The organism is Tenacibaculum sp. MAR_2010_89 (assembly GCF_900105985.1).
GTDB classification, from domain to species: domain Bacteria; phylum Bacteroidota; class Bacteroidia; order Flavobacteriales; family Flavobacteriaceae; genus Polaribacter; species Polaribacter halocynthiae.
The window spans coordinates 2,642,843-2,662,539 of the sequence record NZ_FNUB01000005.1; the positions used below are offsets into that span (position 1 = coordinate 2,642,843).

Consider the following 19,697-nt stretch of genomic DNA (forward strand, 5'->3'; position numbering starts at 1 on the left):
TAGCCTGCAAATTTACATAAATTAAAACAAAAAACCATTCACTTAAACCTATGTTTATACTTGTCTCGTTATTAACCTTTTAATAACATTAGACAGCTTTCTTTTTCTTTACTTTGTGAGCATTTTTAAAAAATTTAACAAATAGATTTTCACATGAAAAAATTATTACCCTTCTACACACTGCTCTTAATGTCATTTGCAGTTTTCTCTCAAATTCCTTCTTATTATAATGATGTGAATTTGAACCAAACCGGAACATCTTTAAAAGATGCTTTGGCTACAAAAATTATTAGCACACACGCTACAAACTTAACTTACACTCCAGGTGTTTGGGATGCTTTAAAACAAACAGACCTTGATTTAACCAATAACTCTAAAGTTGTCTTAATTTATGGTTATAGTGATTCTGATGGTAATTATGTTACTGACAGAACTAGAAGTAAAGATGATAATGGTGGTAGTGCAGGATCTCAATGGAACAGAGAACATGTATATCCAAAATCATTAGGAAATCCAAACTTAGGTACTTCGGGGGCTGGTGCTGATGTTCATCATTTAAGACCAGCAGATATTTCTTTTAACTCACAAAGAAGTAGTAAGAAATTTGCTCAAGGTTCAGGTAACGCAGGAGATTCTTCTGGAGGATGGTATCCTGGAGATGAATGGAAAGGTGATGTTGCTCGTATGATGATGTATATGTATTTAAGATACGGTAGTCAATGTTTACCAAAAAATGTTGCTATAGGTACTGCTGCTGCTTCAGACGCAAACATGATTAGCTTATTATTACAATGGAATGCAGAAGATCCTGTTTCTAATTTTGAGAAGCAACGAAACCCAATTATTCAAAATTTACAAGGAAACAGGAATCCTTTTATTGATAACCCAGCCTTTGCAACTAAAATTTGGGGAGGTCCACAAGCAGAAGATTTATTTGGAAATGGAAACTCAAATGATACTCAAGCTCCTACAGCTCCTACAAATTTAACTACTTCAAATATTACTGAAACAACTGTAAACCTATCATGGAATGCAGCAACTGATAATACTGGAGTTGCTGGCTATGATGTTTATAGAAACTCAAATAAATTAACTACAGTTACTTCAACAAATTATCAGGTAACTGGATTAAACGCTTCTACTAGTTATAACTTTTATATTAAAGCTAAAGATGCTGCTAACAATATATCAATAGCTAGTAATACTGTAAATATTACAACCACATCTGCTCCTACTTCTGGAACTGCAACTGATTTATTAATTTCTGAATATATTGAAGGTTCTTCTTATAATAAAGCAATTGAGCTTGCGAATTTTACAGGAAACACTATCAATTTAAGTAATTACACTCTTAAAAAAGCGTCTAATGGTGGTGGATGGACTAGTACTCTTACATTAAGTGGACAATTAACAAATGGTAAGACATATGTAATTGCCCATTCAAGCGCTTCTGCAACTGTAAAAAATAAAGCTCAAAAAACTGATACTAGTGTATTATCATTTAATGGTAACGACGCTGTTGGCTTGTTTAAAAATAATGTTTTAATTGATGTAATAGGTAATCCAACTAGTTCTTCAACATTTGCTAAGGATAAAACTTTACAAAGAAAATCATCTATCAAATCACCTAATTCAAACTATACAACTTCAGAATGGAACAGCCTTTCTAAAGACACATTCAATGGTTTGGGTTTGCATTCTATTGATGGAGGTACCCCTGCTGATACGCAAGCACCTACTACTCCATCAAACTTAACTGGTTCTACTATTACAAAAACATCTGTAAATTTATCTTGGAATGCTTCAACTGATAATACTGCTGTTACAGGATATGATGTATATAAAGGATCAACAAAAATAACTACAGTTACAACTACAAACTTCAATGTTACTGGCTTATCAGCTGCTACAAGTTATAACTTCTATGTAAGAGCTAAAGATGCCGCTAACAATGTTTCTTCTTCAAGCAACACCATTACAATTACAACTTTAGCAAATACTGTTACTTATTGTTCTTCAAAAGGAAATAATGCTAGTTATGAATATATTGACAACGTAGCCATTGGAGGTATTTCAAATGTTACAGGAAATAATAATGGGTCTGCAGATTTTACAGCTCAAACTGGTAATCTTACCTATGGAAATAATACAATTATTGTAAGCGCTGGTTTTTCTAGTTCTTCATATACTGAATTCTGGAAAGTTTGGATTGATTTTAATCAAAATGGAACTTTTGAAACTAACGAAGAAGTTGTTAGTGGCTCATCTTCTAGTTCTGCAAACTTAACAAGTACTTTTTCTGTTCCTTCTTCAGCTATTGCTGGTAAAACTAGAATGAGAGTTTCTATGAAGTGGAATGCAGCACAATCTTCTTGTGAAACTTTCTCTTATGGAGAAGTAGAAGACTACTCTGTTAACATTGGAAGTTCTTCAGCTAGAAATGATAAAAACTTAACTACTAAAAATTACGCTAAATTAGGTAATGAAGCTCCTTTATTTAATGCTGACATTTACCCTAACCCTGCTTCTAATTCTATTTCTATTAAAATAAATGATTTTAGAAAAGCTAACTACAGAATATCAAATACTCTGGGTCAAATAATTAAAAAAGGACGTGTTTCTAATTCTATTAATGTTTCAGACCTTAACAAGGGAATTTATATCCTTGATATAAATGATGGAAATAAATCTATCATTAAAAAATTCATAAAAAAATAACAATTATAATTAAATAATTTTCAAGGGTAATAGTTTTAACTATTGCCCTTATTTTTTTTAACTACTATCCTAACTCCTACAACAACAATAATTGCTCCTATAAATTGCCAAAAACTCATTGATTCATTTAAAAATATTATAGCTAATACTATAGTAGAAAAAGGTCCAATACTTCCTAAAATGGAAAAATTAGAAGCTCCTATTTTTTGAATAGCATATGACACTAAAAAAGAAGGAATCAAAGTTGCAATAATAGCCATTAGAAATCCTAAATAATAAACTTCTTTAGGGTATATAAAAATAGATGTTCTATCTACTAGTAAATAATGTATAACTACACAAATTGTAGAAACTATCATTGCATAAGAAGTAAATGTTTTTACTCCAAACCTAGGAATTAACCAACCACTTCCTACCAAATAAGAAGCATAAGTTAAAGCACTTAAAAACACCAATACTCCTCCTAATAGTAAGGTGTAATCAAAAACTTGACTTCCACTACCAAAGGCTAAAACAACTCCGATATATGTTAATAGAATTGCCCAAACTTGATGCTTTGTAACTTTTTCTTTAAAAAACAACCTATTAATTAGCAATACTAAGGTTGGATATACAAATAAGATAATTCTCTCTAAACTAGCTTCAATATATTGTAACCCTAAAAAATCAAAATAACTAGCTAAATAATAGCCTATAAAACCGAAAAAAAACAACCATAAATAATCTTTATTTTTTAGAATTACTTTAACTTCCCTCTTTCTATTATCTAGTAATAAAATGATTATATAAAAAGGTAATGAAAACAACATTCTAAATAATAACAAGTGAATTGAACTTACATTATATTGATACGCCATTTTAACCATAACTGCTTTTGAAGAAAACATTACAATTCCCAAAACACCTAAAAACACTCCTGATAATTTCATTAAAGCTATTTTACAACAAAAATAATGAGTAACTAATTTTATTAAAAAATATTTTAATTAGTCATACGATGTTCAGTGTACGTTTATTTTAAACATTCCCTTGTATTACTAGTTAAAATTTCAAGTTAAAAGAACATTTTCAATTAATCCTTGCTCAATAAAATTCTTTATACTATTTTTCATTTTGAAACCTTATAAACATTAAAGTTTACGTGTATGAGTTATAATGCAACGATAGAAGAGGAAAATAAAGAAATAGCCAATAGATATAAAGATTTACTTAAAGGAACTTATCAAACACTTTCAGAAGATGATAAAAAGCTTATACGTAAGGCCTTTGAAATTGCTGTAGAAGCACACTCTGAACAACGAAGAAAAACTGGAGAACCTTATATTTATCATCCAATTGCTGTTGCTAAAATAGTTGCTTATGAAATAGGCCTTGGAGCAACTTCTATTGCTGCTGCACTACTCCATGATGTTGTAGAAGACACACATTATACTCTTGATGATATGGAGCGTTTGTTTGGTGAAAACATTGCTCGTATTGTTAGTGGATTAACTAAAATTTCTAGCTTAAGAAAAGAACAAGACTATTCTATTCAAGCTGAGAATTTTCGTAAAATGCTACTTACACTCCATGATGATGTACGTGTAATTTTAATTAAAATTGCTGATAGACTTCACAACATGCAAACAATGGATTCTATGCCACCTCATAAACAGGTAAAAATAGCTTCCGAAACTTTATATATATATGCTCCTTTAGCTCATAGACTTGGGTTATACAACATAAAAACTGAACTTGAAGATTTAGGTTTAAAATATACTGAACCTGATGTATATAATGATATACTTAGTAAAATTGAACATAGTAAAGAAGATCAACAAAAATATATTGACAGCTTTACAAGTGTTTTAAAAGAAGCTTTAAATAAAGAAGCTTTTTCTTATGAAATAAAAGGTCGTTTTAAATCTATTTTCTCTATTAGAAGAAAAATGCGCAAACAAAATGTAACTTTTGATGAAGTATACGACAAGTTTGCCATTAGAATTATATACAAACCAAAATCTAAAGATGAAAAATTTGATGCTTGGAAAATATATTCTATTGTAACAGATTTCTTTAAACCTAATCCAGCCCGTTTACGTGATTGGATTTCACAACCAAAATCTACTGGGTATGAAGCATTACATATAACTGTTATTGGCCCTCAAGCCAAATGGGTTGAAGTACAAATTCGTTCGCAAAGAATGGATGAAATAGCTGAAAAAGGGTATGCTGCTCATTTTAAATATAAACAAGGTAATGTTAGTGAAAACGGATTAGATGGTTGGTTAAACCGTTTAAAAGAAACTTTAGAAAACCAAAGTATAAATGCAGTTGATTTTGTTGAAGATTTTAAATTAAACCTATATGCTAAAGAAATATATGTTTTTACTCCTAATGGAGACTTAAAATCATTACCCAAAGGTGCTTCTGCTTTAGATTTTGCTTTTTCAGTTCATACAGATGTAGGTCTTAAATGTCGTGGTGCAAAAGTAAATGGTAAACTAGTTCCTTTAAGTCACGAATTAAAAAGCGGAGATCAAGTTAAAGTTCTTACAGCTGCAATTAACAAACCTAATGTAAGATGGCTCGATTTTGTTTTAACAGCACGTGCTAGAACAAAAATAAAATCTGCCTTAAAAGCAGAAGAAAAGAAAATAGCTGAAGAAGGAAAAGCTATATTAATGCGTAAACTTCGACACTTAAAAATCAATACTAGCGAAAAAACAATTCATGAAATTGCTAATTACTTTGGCTTAAAAACAAGTTTCGATTTATTTTATAGGGTTGGTAATGGAGCTATAGATAATACCAAACTAAAAGAATTTTTAGCTCAAAGAAGTGGTCCTTTAATGAGCTTTATTAGAAGTACCTTTAAAAGAAGTCCTAGTAAAAACGTTACAGATAAAGAAGAAGTAACTAGCAACTTTGACTCTTTAGTTTTTGGTAAAGATGAACAAGTATTAGATTATACTTTATCTAAATGCTGTACTCCTATACCTGGTGATAAGGTATTTGGATTTGTAACAATAAATGAAGGTATTAAAGTTCATAAAAACGATTGTCCTAATGCTATTTCATTGCAATCAAATTATGCTTATAGAATAATGCCTGCTAAATGGATAGATTCAACTCAACAAGAATTTAAGGCTTCTTTAGAGTTTTCTGGTATAGATAAAAAAGGCATCGCCAATAATATTACTCGCATTATTTCTAATAGTACTGATGTTTATATATACGGAATAAACATTGCTGGTGACGATGGAGTATTTGAAGGAAACTTAACATTAGGAGTAAAAAATAAATCTCAATTAAATAAATTAATTGACAGTATAAAAAGAATTGATGGTGTACAAAAAGTAGAACGTGTTAATACTTTGTAAATATCATTTTAATATCATCCTTTTTTTATCAATAAATAAACGTAAATTTGCCCTTTCGTAAAATTCTAATTAATGAATAACTCTGCAGAAAATCAAGAAATTGTAAAAAAAGTATTTACTTCTTACTTAGAAGAAAATAAACATCGTAAAACGCCTGAGCGTTACGCCATTTTACAAGAAATTTATGATGCTGAAGAACATTTTGATATTGAATCATTATACATCAAAATGAAAAATAAAAACTATCGAGTTAGTAGAGCTACGCTATACAATACAATAGACTTACTATTAGATTGTGGTTTGGTGAGAAAACATCAATTTGATGGACAATCTATGGCTAGATATGAAAAGAGCTATTTTGACAAGAATCATGACCACGTAATTTTAACCGATACTGGTGAAGTAAAAGAGTTTTGTGATCCAAGAATACAAATTATCAAAAAAACAATTGAAGAAGTTTTTGATATTGATATTCATAACCATTCATTATACTTCTACGGAACAAAAAAGAAACAAAATTAACAACAACAAAATAACTTATTAACAATACACAATTAGATGGCAGTAGATTTATTACTCGGATTACAATGGGGAGACGAGGGAAAAGGTAAAATTGTAGATGTACTTACAAAGAACTACGATATTATTGCACGTTTTCAAGGGGGGCCAAATGCTGGACACACTTTAGAGTTTGATGGTATTAAGCATGTTTTAAGAACTATTCCTTCAGGAATTTTTCATGACAAATCAATTAACGTAATTGGTAACGGAGTGGTTATCGATCCTGTAGTTTTTGTACAAGAATTAGACGGATTAAATAAATTTGATCTTGATTATAAATCAAAATTAATTATCTCTAGAAAAGCACACGTAATTTTACCAACACACCGTTTGTTAGATGCTGCTTCTGAAGCTTCTAAAGGGAAAGCTAAAATTGGTTCTACATTAAAAGGTATTGGTCCAACATATATGGACAAAACTGGTAGAAACGGGATTAGAATTGGTGATTTAGAACTAGATAATTGGAAAGAGAAATACAGAAGTCTTGCTAATAAACATGAAGCTATGATTAGCTTTTATAATGTTGATGTTCAATACGATTTAAAAGAAATGGAAATTGAATTCTTTGCTGCTGTTGAGCGTTTAAAAGAATTACAATTTATTGATAGTGAAGAATATTTAAACAAAGGTTTAAAAGAAGGTAAAACCATCTTAGCAGAAGGAGCCCAAGGTTCATTATTAGACATTGATTTTGGAACTTATCCTTTTGTAACTTCTTCTAACACTACAGCTTCTGGTGCCTGTACTGGTTTAGGAATTGCTCCTAACAAAATTAAAGAAGTTTTTGGTATTTTCAAAGCATATACTACACGTGTAGGTTCTGGACCATTCCCTACTGAATTATTTGATGAAGTTGGAAGTGAAATGGCTAAAATTGGTCGTGAATTTGGTGCTGTAACTGGTCGTCCTCGTAGATGTGGGTGGTTAGATTTAGTTGCTTTAAAATATGCAGTTCAAGTTAACGGTGTTACACAGTTAATGATGATGAAAGGCGATGTACTTTCTGGTTTTGACACTTTAAAAGTATGTACTTCTTACAAATATAAAGGTGAAGAAATTTCTCATTTACCATATAATATTGAACCTGAAAACATCGAACCAATTTATACTGAATTTAAAGGTTGGGATGATGATTTAACAGGAATGACTACAAAAGAAGAGTTACCTAAAAATTTATTAGATTATATCTCTTTTATTGAAAAAGAGACTGAAGTACCTATTAAAATAGTATCTGTAGGTCCAGACAGAAAACAAACAATTGTTAGATAAAAAAAAAGAGCTCTTAAAAGAGCTCTTTTTTTTACTTTTTACCTAAAATTTCATCTGCAAAAGAATTACACAATAAAAAGGTATCCTCAACATCTTTAAATGTAGTTTTAGGGTTTATTAAACACATTCGTAAAACTACCTGCTTATTTAAAACTGTAGTTACTAACAATGCTTCCCTAGATTCCATCACCTTTTTAGAAATTTTTTGATTTAATTCATCTAATTCTTGTTCAGATAAATTTAATCCAAGTGGATTGTATCTAAAATTAATAACAGCTAAAGTTGCTGGTGATATAATTTCCCAATTTCTACTTTTACGCAACATCTTTTCAACGTCATCAGTTAATTGAATATTATAAGTAACTGCTTTTTTAAACGTATCTAATCCATAAGTTTTAATAGACATGTAAAATTTTAATGCTCTAAAACGTCTTGTTAATTGAATTCCATAATCATAGAAATTAATTTCAGATTCATTTCCTTCAATATCACGTAAATACTCAGGTTTTTCACTAAATGTATTACTCAACCATGAAGCATCTTTTACTAACAAACACCCTATTTCATAAGGCTGATAAAACCATTTATGTGGATCAACAGTAAGTGAATCTGCTCTCTCTATCCCTCGTAAAGCTTTTGCTCCCTTTTCAGCTAAAATGGCAGCGCCACCATAAGCACCATCAACATGCATCCATAAATCTTCTTCTTCGCATATATCAGCTATATCGTTTAAAGGGTCAACAGTTCCTGTATTAGTTGTTCCTGCAGAAGCAATGTAACAAAATGGCTGTAAACCTTCTAATCGATCTTTAGCTATTGCATTTTTTAATTTATTAATGCTTATTCTAAATTCTAAATCTGTAGGTAAAATTCTAATCTGTTCTTTCTTAAACCCTAAAACACGAATAGCTTTTATATTAGAAGAATGAGCTTGATCTGATAAATAAATAACAGCTTTAGAAAAATCATCTCCACATTTTAAACGTCTTGCAGTTACTAAAGCAGTTAAATTAGCCATAGAACCACCACTAGTAAAAATACCACCTCCTTTTTCTACGGGAAAATCGTACATTTTAAGTAACCAGTTCATAGTTACTATTTCTAGTTCAGCTGCAGCTGGAGAAACCATCCAACCTCCTGAAAAAATATTAAATCCAGTTGCTAAACTGTCTGCCATAGTACTAATAAAATTACTAGGACCAGGTACAAATGAATACGACTTTGGATGTGATGTTAAAATACTATTAGGTATCACATTATCCATTACAAAATCTAAAACATCTTCAGCTGGCATACCCTCTCCTGGGGCTTCTTGTAAGAAAACAGTATCCATTTCTTTTCTTGAAGCACTAACTACAGGTTTTTTGCTTTCAAGCGTATCCCAATGTTCAGTAATTAAGTCAACTATTTTATATCCATAAGACTTCATTTCTTCTTTTGATAAATCAAAATGAGCACTCATATCTTTATATATTTTTAATTTATTGCAAAATTAAAACATTTGAAATCCTTAATCACTCTTAATTTTTAAAATTAATAAGATAATTTGTGCATAAAACATCAATATAGAAAATACTATCTAGTTGATAAAAAATAAGGTTCAGGGAAAGTTTTAACCTCTAAATTATTTACTATGCTAAATAATATATTACAAACTAAAGCTGCTGATAAATGAGATCCAACAACTAATTGTGGGGGTGTTATTTTTTCTGAATTTAACTTATACAATTCAAAAAAACTATAAAACCAATCCAAGTTAATATCCTTCCTGTTTTTTAAATATGTCAACATATTTTCAATTAACACCAATTCAAACCTTCCGTCATTTCTTTCTACATTATAAATTTGTTTACTTGTTGGCGTTACCAGATAAGCTGCAGCACCCCAACCAAAATTTAAAGGGTGTATTACTGGTATACCTTTTTCTTTACATATTTCATCAAATGCAAAAGGAGTATGTTCTGTATCAAAATCAATAGCATTTATTGCAACATCACACCCTTCTAAATATTTTGATATTGTAGTTGGCTCTAAAAAAAGGTGATGATATTCAATACTAACATCAGGGTTAATAGCCTTTAATCGTTTAGTTATTTCTTTAACTTTAGATTTATTTACAGATTCATTATCATAATTCTGCCTATTTAAATTAGATAACTCTATAGTATCACCATCTATTAATACAAAATTCTCAAAACCTAACCTTAAGGCTGCTTCTGCTATTACACTACCTAACCCTACTCCTGCAAAAACAATTTTAATATCTCTTATATTGTTTTGCTCTTTTGGAGAAATATATAACACATTTTTATGATACCTTTCATTTTCATGCATTTCTGGTATAACTTTTAAAGCTTTCATCATTTTATATTCTAATTTTTTATTAAAATTCTTTTCTAAAAATTATTATGACACTAATTCTAATTCTTCTATCTTATTTCTAGTAAGCCAATTCTCAACATCTGTAATAATTACAGGGTAAGTAGGACTTCCCAAACATTCCTGACACTCGCCTATTATTTGCATATTCACTCCTAAATCTCTAAAAATATGATATATTAAAACATCAGATTCAGCTATAATTAAGCTATTAGGTTGCTTATTAATTACGCCAAAAATTTGAACTAGTAAATTATGAATTAACCTCTTTGATGTAAGTGACGAATCATGTTCTTTAAGTTTTTTAGAATTTACTGCTAACCTTCCTAAGTGCCAAATTTGATTAACCTCTAATTGTTTTTCTTTAATTACTTCAAAAACATTAATGTTAAATTCATATTCTACAGCAAAAAGTGTCCTACCAGTTTTTAAGGTTGCTTTAATAGTACCTATTAAAATATTTTCTAAATTTTTAAATCCAAAATAAATTGAGTTTTCAAATTGTTTAATATCTTCATTTCTCATATCATTCTGTTCATTATCCATAGGAATCCATGAATATTTTTTATAATAATGATAAGAATACATTTTAAAAACAAAATCAGAAAAATTAGTAAGGTCCTCCTCTCCTATTTGACATAAATTTAATTGCTTATAAGAACTAACAAGTTTACTTTTAAATAGTTTTTCGAAATACATTTTTAGAATTATTAATAGATTACTGAATACATATATTTTCAGCAAAATTAGTAGGATATTAAAACAGGAAATCACCCATAACGGGTGATTTTTTATTATAAAAACTTTCACTTTTCAAACAACTTCATTCAATGAAGTTTTCCTTATTTTTGCTGAAAACAATATTATTTTGAAAAAACTATTTATTTTATCACTTTTACTATTAGCCTTTAATAGTTTTTCTCAAACAAAAAAAATTAGAATTATTTCTAGTGAATTTTCTGAAGCTGATGAAAAAAAATACCCAGGAGCAACCATTTTAATTGGAAATGTTAAAATTGCCCATGAAGGTGCAACTCTAGACTGTAAACAAGCTTTATTATACAAAAAAGAAAACTTGTTTAAAGCTGCTGGTGAAGTGGTTATTGAACAAGGTGATAGTATTATACAGTATAGTGATTTTGCAATTTATAATGGAGATACAAAAAAAGCTGTTTCTTGGGGAAATGTTGAAATTAACGATAAGGAAATGAAGATGAATACTGATACACTTCATTTTGACCGAAAAGAACAGGTATTATTTTACCAAACTGGTGGTACTATAAAAGATAAAAAAAACACATTAAAGAGTTTAAAAGGAACCTATTTTTTAAAAGAAAAAAAGTTTATCGCTAAATCTAAAGTAACTGTTGTTAATCCTGAAAGTCATTTAGAATCTAACCATCTTGATTATTACACCAATACAAGTTTAGCTTATTTATATGGACCTAGTACTATTACCAATTTGAAAGATAGTACTAAGGTATATTCAGAAAGAGGGTTTTATGATACCAATACTGAGATTTCTTATTTTGTTAAAAGAGCTAAACTATTCTTAAAAAACAGAACTATAGAAGCTGATAGTTTGTATTATGATAAAAGAAAAGGATTTGCTTCTGCTACTAACAGGATAAAAATAATAGACACTTTACAAAACACTGTTACCAAAGGAAATTATGCTGAATTGTATGAACAAAAAGACTCTTTGTTTATTATTGATAGAGCTGTAGCAATTACTGAGCAAGAAAAAGATTCTATGTATGTTCATGGTGATAAAATATTAATTACTGGTAAGCCTGAAAAACGAATAGTTAGAATTTTTAATAATGTAAAAATTTTTAAATCCAATTTACAAGGAAAGTGTGACTCTATACATACTAGTCAAATAACAGGTTTAACAAGAATGTTCAGATCTCCCATTTTATGGTCAGGAAAAAGTCAGATTACTGGAGATAGCATTCATCTAGTGTCAGATAAAAAAACAAATGAGTTGGACTCTCTACGTGTATTACAAAATGCTTTTATTATTCAAAAAGACTCGTTATCCGACGATAACTATAATCAAATAAAAGGAAGAAACATCTACGGTAAATTTATTGAGAATGATTTAAGAACTATGCTTGTAAAAGGAAATGCAGAATCTTTATATTACAATAGAAATGATGAAACTCAAAAATTAGAAACTATAACAAAAGAAATTGCTAGTGATATTGAGTTTAAACTAGAAAATAACGAAGTTGTAGAAACAAAATATTTTAAAAAATCAGAAGGAAAAACATTTCCTCCTTCTGAATTTCCTAAAGGAGAAAAGAAATTTAGAGGCTTTGTATGGCGTGGAGATGAACAACCCTTGGTTATGGAAGATATTTTTATTAAAGATAAAGCTTCAATTTTTCTTAAACCTAAAAGAAATAATAAAGCTGTTATAAAAGCTAAGAAAAAACTAAAAAAGGAAAACGAGAAAAGAAGAACTTTACCAAAATATGATTTTAAACGAGAATAGTTTTTTTAATGAAAAATGATTTTTTAAAGTATCAAGCACAAACAACGCCTCACCCATTAGCAATTGAAATTTCACACGCTAAAGGAAATTATATTTATGATAGCTCAGGTAAAAAACTTTTAGATTTTGTAGCTGGTGTTTCTGCAAATAGCATAGGACACAATCATCCAAAAGTAAACGAAGCTATTCAATATCAATTAACACAATATACCCATGTAATGGTATATGGTGAATTCATTCAAAAACCACAACTAGAACTTTGTAAAGCTTTAGCTAAAACATTACCAAAAAACCTTTCTTCTGTTTATTTAGTTAATTCAGGAACTGAAGCAACTGAAGGCGCTTTAAAACTTGCCAAAAAATTTACTGGTAGAAGTGAAATTATAGCTGCTAAAAATGCCTACCATGGAAATACACAAGGAGCTATGAGTGTTTGTGGTGCTGAGCAACAAAATCAAGCCTATAGGCCATTACTACCTGGAGTTAAATTTATTGAATTTAATAATGAAATTGATTTACATAAAATAACAAAAAATACAGCTGGAGTAATTTTAGAAACTATTCAAGGAGGTGCTGGATTTATTGAACCTAAAAACAATTATTTAACCAAAGTAAAAAACCGTTGTAAAGAAGTTGGAGCTTTATTAATTTTAGATGAAATTCAAACTGGAGTTGGTAGAACTGGAACCTTTTGGGGCTTTGAAAATTATAATGTAATTCCTGATATTATTATTGCTGGTAAAGGACTTGGAGGAGGAATGCCTGTTGGTGCTTTTATTTCTTCAAATGAGATAATGAGCTGTCTTAATAACAATCCTAAATTAGGACATATTACTACTTTTGGTGGTCATCCTGTTATTGCAGCTGCTAGCCTTGCTACTATCAAGGAAATTTCTGAAACAAACCTTATAAAAGAAACTTTAAGGAAAGAACAATTAATTCGTAGTATTTTAGAAAAACACCCTAAAGTGAAAGAAATTAGAGGGCGTGGTTTAATGCTAGCTTTAATTGTAGAGAGCCCTGAATTAGCTTCCGAAGTTATTTTAAATTGCCTTGATAAAGGATTAATTTTATTTTGGTTACTTTTTGAAGGAAAGGCTATTCGAATTACCCCACCATTAACCATAAGTGATGAAGAAATACATGAAGGATGTAACATCCTATTAAATGTATTAAACAAATAATTATTTTTTTTAGTAGATTTATAGCAAACAACCCTATATGCAAAAATCTACTTCAGTTAAACGACTTTTTGATTTCCCATATTATCAACTAGATAAATACCCTCAAAAAAAATGTTTTGTTTATAAAAATCTTGATTCATGGAAAAGTATTTCAACACATGAATATATTGAGCAAGCTAATAAAGTGAGTCGTTCATTACTTAAACTAGGTATAAAACCAGGTGATAAAGTAGCTGTAATTACAGCAACAAATCAACCTAAATGGCATATTTTAGATATTGGTATATTACAAATAGGAGCTGTTAATGTTCCATTATATCCTACTTTTTCTGAAAACGATTACGGATATATCTTACAACATTCTGATAGTGTTTTTTGTTTTGTTTCAGATAACGAATTATATAAAAAAGTAAAAAGCGTACAAAACAACACAAATTTAAAAAAGATATACTCTTTTGAAGAACTCGGTACTGAAAATGGTTGGGAATCCTTTTTAGAATTAGGAACGAATAATGAACTTCAGCCACAAGTTGAGTGTCTTAAAAAAGAAGTTAAACCTAATGATTTAGCAACTATCATTTATACATCAGGAACTACAGGAACCCCCAAAGGAGTTATGCTTTCTCATAACAACATCGTAAGCAATGTTTTTGCTGTTGGTAATACTTTAAATTTACACGATAATAAAAAAAGAGCTATTAGTTATCTTCCTGTTTGTCATATATTCGAAAGAGCATCTTCCTATTATTGTCAATACATGGGCTTCGAAATTTATTTCGCAGAAAGTATTGATAAAATTGGAGATAATTTAAAAGAAGTTCAACCCCATTTTATGGCTGTTGTTCCTCGATTACTAGAAAAGGTTTTTGATAAAATTGTAGATAAAGGAAGTAATTTAAATGGGTTAAAAAAACAACTCTTCTTTTGGGCTTTAAAATTAGGAGAAGCTTACCAACCTTATAAACAAAATGGCTGGTGGTATGAAAGTAAATTAAAAATAGCTCAGAAAATTATTTTTTCAAAATGGAAAAATGCATTAGGAGGCCATCTAGAATTTATGATTGCAGGAAGCGCTCCTATGCAATCAAGATTAATAAAGGTATTTACCGCAGCTGGAATACCTGTTTTAGAAGGCTATGGCTTAACGGAAACTTCACCAGCCGTATCTGTAACAGATATACGAAATAATGGCTTTAAAATAGGCACAGTAGGTAAAGTACTTAATGACGTTACAGTTAAGATAGCTCAAGATGGTGAAATATTGGTAAAAGGCCCAAATGTAATGCTTGGTTATTATAAAAATATTGAATTAACCAATAGTGTAATAAAAAACAATTTCTTCCATACTGGTGATATTGGAGAATTAGATAGTAATGGTTTCTTAAAAATTACTGATAGAAAAAAAGAAATTTTTAAAACATCTGGAGGAAAATATATTGCCCCAGCAGTGCTTGAAAGTGAATTTAAAAAATCTCGCTTCATAGAACAAATAATGGTTATTGGTGAAAGTGAGAAAATGCCTGCTGCACTGATTCAAATTTCTCAAGAATTTGTTCAGAAATGGGCTAAAAGACATAACTATCAAATTTCTAGTTTTACTACTAATGAAAAACTTATTGAAAGAATATCAAAAGAAGTTAATTTTTATAATAAAAAATTTGGAAAATGGGAACAAATAAAACATTTTGAAATTACTCCAGATGAATGGAGCATCGAAGAAGGTCATTTAACACCAACACTCAAAATGAGAAGGAAAATTATCTTAGAAAAATACAACTATTTGTATAAAAAAATATATAATCAACAATAAATCAAACATTAAAGCTTTATTTGTGCAATCGACTTAATTTTTATAATTTGCAGAGCCCTAAATATGAATTTATGCCGATTGAAATTACACGTCTTTTTGACTTCCCTTATTACCAATTAGAAAAATATAACTTACCAAAAGCATTTACCACAAAATATAATGGTAAATGGGAATCTATATCAACGAAAGAATATATAGCCCAAGCCAACACTTTAAGTCGTGGTTTAATTCGTTTAGGTGTTCAACCAAACGATAAAATAGCTGTTATATCTACCAATAATAGAACTGAATGGAACATTTGTGACATTGGTATTTTACAAACTGGAGCACAAAACGTTCCTATTTATCCAACAATTTCTAAAGAAGACTATGAATATGTGTTAAATCATTCTGAAGCTACTTATTGTTTTGTTTCAGATACCACTATTCTAGCAAAACTTAACCAAATAAAATCAAACACAAAACTTAAGAAAGTTTTTACTTTTGATGATATTCCTGGAGAAGAAAGTTGGACTGAAATTTTAAAACTTGGTAAAGATGAAAGTAATCAACCTGAAGTTGAAGAAAGAAAAGAAGCAGTTACCTCAGAAACTTTAGCTACCTTAATATATACTTCAGGTACTACAGGTAGACCTAAAGGAGTTATGCTTTCTCATGGTAATATTGTATCAAATGTATTAAGTAGTGAACAACGAGTACCCTTAACCTATGGTAAAGAAAAAGGGTTAAGCTTTTTACCTGTTTGCCATATTTTTGAACGTATGATATTGTATTTATATCAATACTGTGGTGTTTCTGTGTACTTTGCTGAATCTATAGAAAAATTAAGCGAAAATGCACAAGAAGTCAAACCTAATGTTATGACTGCCGTTCCTCGTTTATATGAAAAAATTTATGATAAAATTTACGCTAAAGGAGCTGAATTATCTGGCATAAAAAAGAAACTTTTCTTTTGGGCTATTGATTTAGGTTTAAAATATGAACCATATGGAGCCAATGGATGGTGGTATGAAAAACAATTAGGTATTGCTCGTAAATTAATCTTTTCTAAATGGCAAGCTGCCTTAGGAGGCGAGTTAAAACTAATGGTATCTGGTTCTGCTGCATTACAATCAAGATTAACAAGAGTTTTTGCTGCTGCTGGAATGCCAGTAATGGAAGGTTATGGACTTACTGAAACTTCTCCTGTAATTTCTGTAAATGATGTTAGAAATGGCGGATTTAGAGTTGGAACAGTAGGAAGAATAATTAATGGTGTTGAAGTAAAGATTGCTGAGAATGGAGAAATTTTAGCAAAAGGACCTAATATAATGATGGGATATTATAAAGATCCTGAAAAATCAGCTGAGGTACTTAAAGATGGTTATTTTCATACAGGTGATAAAGGTGAAGTTTGTGAAGAAGGTTTTCTTAAAATTACAGGTAGAACCAAAGAGATGTTTAAAACATCTGGCGGTAAATATGTTATTCCACCATTATTAGAAGGTGAATTAAAGCAATCTCGTTTTATAGAACAAATAATGGTTATTGGTGAAGGTGAAAAAATGCCTGCTGCATTTATTCAACCAAATTTTGCATTTGTTCGTGAATGGGCTAATCGTCATAATATTAATTTAGATGACAATAAAGACCTTATAGCAAATCATAAAGTAATTGAACGTATTCAAGAAGAAGTTGATGCTTGTAATGCTAAATTTGGTAAATGGGAACAAATCAAGCGTTTTGAACTTACCCCTGAAGAATGGTCTATAGATGGAGGGCATTTAACTCCAACTATGAAAATGAAACGTAAAATAATCAAGCAAATCTATTCAGATTTATATGATAAAATTTATAGGTGCTAATTTATTAGAATACTAACACATACTATCACTGTATATTTGTAACGACAAACATACAGTGATTTTTTTTTGCGAAACTCTATGAACAAGCTACATTATTTTAAATCTGATACAACAAATATTCAGTTACCTAAAAAAATAGGATACCCTCATAATTACACACCTCATTCAATAGCAAAAATAGCTGCAGAAGAACTACAAGAATATCTATTAACACAATCAGATTTTAAACATGATTTTGGTTTATCTAATAATAGTACTAAAGCTTTAGGTAAAATGTTTGGAGTTTTAGTTGTTAAGCACCCTACAGGTAAAATAGGTTATATAGCTGCTTTTTCAGGTAAGATGGCTAATAAAACACAGCATAATTTTTTTGTCCCTCCTGTTTTTGATATCCTGGCTCCTAATGGTTTTTATATACAAATAGAAAACAAATTGAATATTATAAATGAACAAATACATTTATTAACTAATAAAAAAGAATACTTAGAATTAAAGAAGCAATACTATACACAAAAAAAAAATCATGAAGAGCTATTAAATCAAGAGCATTCTAAAGTTAAAAGAAATCGTAAACTTAGAAAAAAACAACAGTTAGTTAACAACCAACTAAATATTAATGAAGAGTTTTACTTACGTGAATACGAGGTTTATTTAAATGATAAGATAAACTCATTAAGACAAACTTTTTTGAATTATGAAAATAAAATTGAGTTATTAAAAAAACAACGAGCGGAAACTTCAGCAAATATTCAACAAAAAATATTTAAACATTATCTATTTACAAATGCAAACCTGCAATCTAAAAATTTATTAGATATTTTTAATAATACTCAAAATATTCCAGCAGGAAGCGGTGACTGCTGTGCTCCAAAACTTTTTCAATACGCTTTTAAACATCAACTAACTCCTATTGCTTTAGCTGAATTTTGGTGGGGTAAACCGTTAACTACTTCTATAAGGAAACATTTACACTACTATGTAGCGTGTTCTGGTAAATGTAAACCTATTCTAAATCATATGTTACAAGGATTAATAGTTGAAGAAAACCCATTGATAAAAAAATTAAATAAACCACAAGAGTTAAATATTATTTATGAAGATAAATATATGTTAGCTATTAATAAACCTGCTGAGTTTTTAACCGTAGCTGGAAAAGAAATCTCCTATACAATTGAAAGCTTAGTCCGTGAAAAATATCCAAACGCTACTGGGCCTTTAGTTGTACACCGATTGGATATGTCAACATCTGGTATATTACTTATTGCAAAAACAAAAGAAACTCATAAAGAGCTACAAGCTCAATTTATTAATAAAACTATTCAAAAACGGTACGTAGCTATAGTAAATGGTATTCTACCAAATCAAAAAGGTACCATCAATCTTCCGTTACGTGTAGACTTAGAAGATCGTCCAAAACAATTAGTATGTTACGAATATGGAAAGGAAGCTCTCACTCATTGGGAAACAGTTAGTGCTAACAAAGGAAGGACTAAAATTTATTTATACCCTATAACTGGTAGAACACATCAATTGAGAGTACACATGGCTCATCATTTAGGCCTAAACTCTCCTATTGTTGGTGATGACTTGTATGGTACAAAATCAAATCGTCTTCATTTACATGCAGAAAGCATTTCTTTTATTCACCCAGTTACTAAAAAAGAGATGAAATTAACAATTCCAGTTCCTTTTTAGATGTTTACTTAATTTTATACAACAAAAAATCTCCCTTCATTTCTGAAAGGAGATATCCCTTAAATATTAGCAGAATGTATTGTGTTTGAAACTCTTAGACAAACACACTGCAATTTATACAAAATAAAAACAACAAACACTAAGGGTTATCCCTATAAGTAAGCTAAGGGTTTACCCTTAATTTACTACACACTAACCATTAGTTAACAATAAAAAAGCTCTCCGAAGAGAGCTCAAACTAAAAACTAACTTAAAAAATCTATTAATGAAATAACTTTTTATAAAAATACAACAGAGGCTACCTTCATTCTTATAAATTAAGTTTACTTACTTGTAAGCTACGGTAAAATGATAGAAAAGTGTAGATAAACGAAT

Annotated in this window: 13 protein-coding genes; 9 read left to right on the forward strand and 4 right to left on the reverse strand. The window is 29.6% G+C overall.

From position 1 onward, the window contains the following. Window positions 1-153 precede the first annotated feature (153 nt). A complete protein-coding gene (locus tag BLV71_RS15075) occupies window positions 154-2,718 on the forward strand; it encodes an endonuclease (RefSeq protein ID WP_093871345.1) in 2,565 nt (854 codons plus the stop codon). A gap of 35 nt (window positions 2,719-2,753) precedes the next feature. On the opposite strand, the gene BLV71_RS15080 is transcribed toward BLV71_RS15075, so the two are convergent. Continuing rightward, complete coding sequence (locus BLV71_RS15080; RefSeq protein ID WP_093871346.1) at window positions 2,754-3,647, reverse strand: DMT family transporter; 894 nt, start codon at window positions 3,645-3,647, stop codon at window positions 2,754-2,756. Window positions 3,648-3,863: 216 nt separating this feature from the next. On the opposite strand from BLV71_RS15080, the gene BLV71_RS15085 reads away from it, so the two are divergent. The 3 genes from BLV71_RS15085 to BLV71_RS15095 all read left to right on the forward strand — a co-directional run bounded on the left by BLV71_RS15085 (window position 3,864) and on the right by BLV71_RS15095 (window position 7,910). After that, window positions 3,864-6,080, forward strand: coding sequence for a RelA/SpoT family protein (locus tag BLV71_RS15085; RefSeq protein WP_093871347.1), 2,217 nt, complete (start codon window positions 3,864-3,866; stop codon window positions 6,078-6,080). Window positions 6,081-6,152: 72 nt separating this feature from the next. Beyond that, window positions 6,153-6,602 (forward strand): Fur family transcriptional regulator, encoded by a 450-nt coding sequence (locus tag BLV71_RS15090; protein WP_093871348.1) that lies wholly within the window; start codon window positions 6,153-6,155, stop codon window positions 6,600-6,602. A gap of 36 nt (window positions 6,603-6,638) precedes the next feature. Then, window positions 6,639-7,910, forward strand: a complete 1,272-nt coding sequence (locus BLV71_RS15095; protein WP_093871349.1) for an adenylosuccinate synthase — start codon at window positions 6,639-6,641, stop codon at window positions 7,908-7,910. Between the two features lie 31 nt (window positions 7,911-7,941). Here BLV71_RS15095 and BLV71_RS15100 read toward each other — a convergent pair whose 3' ends face one another. From BLV71_RS15100 to BLV71_RS15110, 3 genes are all read right to left on the reverse strand, one after another. Continuing rightward, a complete protein-coding gene (locus BLV71_RS15100; RefSeq protein ID WP_093871350.1) occupies window positions 7,942-9,372 on the reverse strand; it encodes a pyridoxal phosphate-dependent decarboxylase family protein in 1,431 nt (476 codons plus the stop codon). 113 nt (window positions 9,373-9,485) lie between these two features. Continuing rightward, a complete protein-coding gene (locus BLV71_RS15105) occupies window positions 9,486-10,274 on the reverse strand; it encodes a HesA/MoeB/ThiF family protein (protein ID WP_093871351.1) in 789 nt (262 codons plus the stop codon). A 42-nt stretch (window positions 10,275-10,316) separates the two neighbouring features. After that, the gene (locus tag BLV71_RS15110) at window positions 10,317-10,988 is read right to left on the reverse strand and encodes a hypothetical protein (RefSeq protein WP_093871352.1); all 672 of its coding nucleotides are present in this window, start codon (window positions 10,986-10,988) and stop codon (window positions 10,317-10,319) included. 169 nt (window positions 10,989-11,157) lie between these two features. On the opposite strand from BLV71_RS15110, the gene BLV71_RS15115 reads away from it, so the two are divergent. The 5 genes from BLV71_RS15115 to BLV71_RS15135 all read left to right on the forward strand — a co-directional run bounded on the left by BLV71_RS15115 (window position 11,158) and on the right by BLV71_RS15135 (window position 19,322). After that, entirely contained in the window at window positions 11,158-12,789 is a 1,632-nt protein-coding gene (locus BLV71_RS15115) for an OstA-like protein (RefSeq protein WP_093871353.1), read from the forward strand. A gap of 8 nt (window positions 12,790-12,797) precedes the next feature. After that, the gene (locus tag BLV71_RS15120; RefSeq protein ID WP_093871354.1) at window positions 12,798-13,973 is read left to right on the forward strand and encodes an aspartate aminotransferase family protein; all 1,176 of its coding nucleotides are present in this window, start codon (window positions 12,798-12,800) and stop codon (window positions 13,971-13,973) included. 37 nt (window positions 13,974-14,010) lie between these two features. Beyond that, complete coding sequence (locus tag BLV71_RS15125) at window positions 14,011-15,783, forward strand: AMP-dependent synthetase/ligase (protein WP_093871355.1); 1,773 nt, start codon at window positions 14,011-14,013, stop codon at window positions 15,781-15,783. Window positions 15,784-15,854: 71 nt separating this feature from the next. Then, window positions 15,855-17,627, forward strand: coding sequence for an AMP-dependent synthetase/ligase (locus BLV71_RS15130; protein WP_093871356.1), 1,773 nt, complete (start codon window positions 15,855-15,857; stop codon window positions 17,625-17,627). 78 nt (window positions 17,628-17,705) lie between these two features. After that, window positions 17,706-19,322, forward strand: coding sequence for an RluA family pseudouridine synthase (locus BLV71_RS15135; protein WP_093871357.1), 1,617 nt, complete (start codon window positions 17,706-17,708; stop codon window positions 19,320-19,322). Window positions 19,323-19,697 lie beyond the last annotated feature (375 nt).

Excerpts from the sequence above, each read along its gene's own strand:
- BLV71_RS15075 (WP_093871345.1), top strand. The coding sequence starts at position 154 with ATGAAAAAATTATTACCCTTCTACACACTGCTCTTAATGTCATTTGCA.
- BLV71_RS15080 (WP_093871346.1), bottom strand. The coding sequence starts at position 3,647 with ATGAAATTATCAGGAGTGTTTTTAGGTGTTTTGGGAATTGTAATGTTT.
- BLV71_RS15085 (WP_093871347.1), top strand. The coding sequence starts at position 3,864 with ATGAGTTATAATGCAACGATAGAAGAGGAAAATAAAGAAATAGCCAAT.
- BLV71_RS15090 (WP_093871348.1), top strand. The coding sequence starts at position 6,153 with ATGAATAACTCTGCAGAAAATCAAGAAATTGTAAAAAAAGTATTTACT.
- BLV71_RS15095 (WP_093871349.1), top strand. The coding sequence starts at position 6,639 with ATGGCAGTAGATTTATTACTCGGATTACAATGGGGAGACGAGGGAAAA.
- BLV71_RS15100 (WP_093871350.1), bottom strand. The coding sequence starts at position 9,372 with ATGAGTGCTCATTTTGATTTATCAAAAGAAGAAATGAAGTCTTATGGA.
- BLV71_RS15105 (WP_093871351.1), bottom strand. The coding sequence starts at position 10,274 with ATGATGAAAGCTTTAAAAGTTATACCAGAAATGCATGAAAATGAAAGG.
- BLV71_RS15110 (WP_093871352.1), bottom strand. The coding sequence starts at position 10,988 with ATGTATTTCGAAAAACTATTTAAAAGTAAACTTGTTAGTTCTTATAAG.
- BLV71_RS15120 (WP_093871354.1), top strand. The coding sequence starts at position 12,798 with ATGAAAAATGATTTTTTAAAGTATCAAGCACAAACAACGCCTCACCCA.
- BLV71_RS15125 (WP_093871355.1), top strand. The coding sequence starts at position 14,011 with ATGCAAAAATCTACTTCAGTTAAACGACTTTTTGATTTCCCATATTAT.
- BLV71_RS15130 (WP_093871356.1), top strand. The coding sequence starts at position 15,855 with ATGCCGATTGAAATTACACGTCTTTTTGACTTCCCTTATTACCAATTA.
- BLV71_RS15135 (WP_093871357.1), top strand. The coding sequence starts at position 17,706 with ATGAACAAGCTACATTATTTTAAATCTGATACAACAAATATTCAGTTA.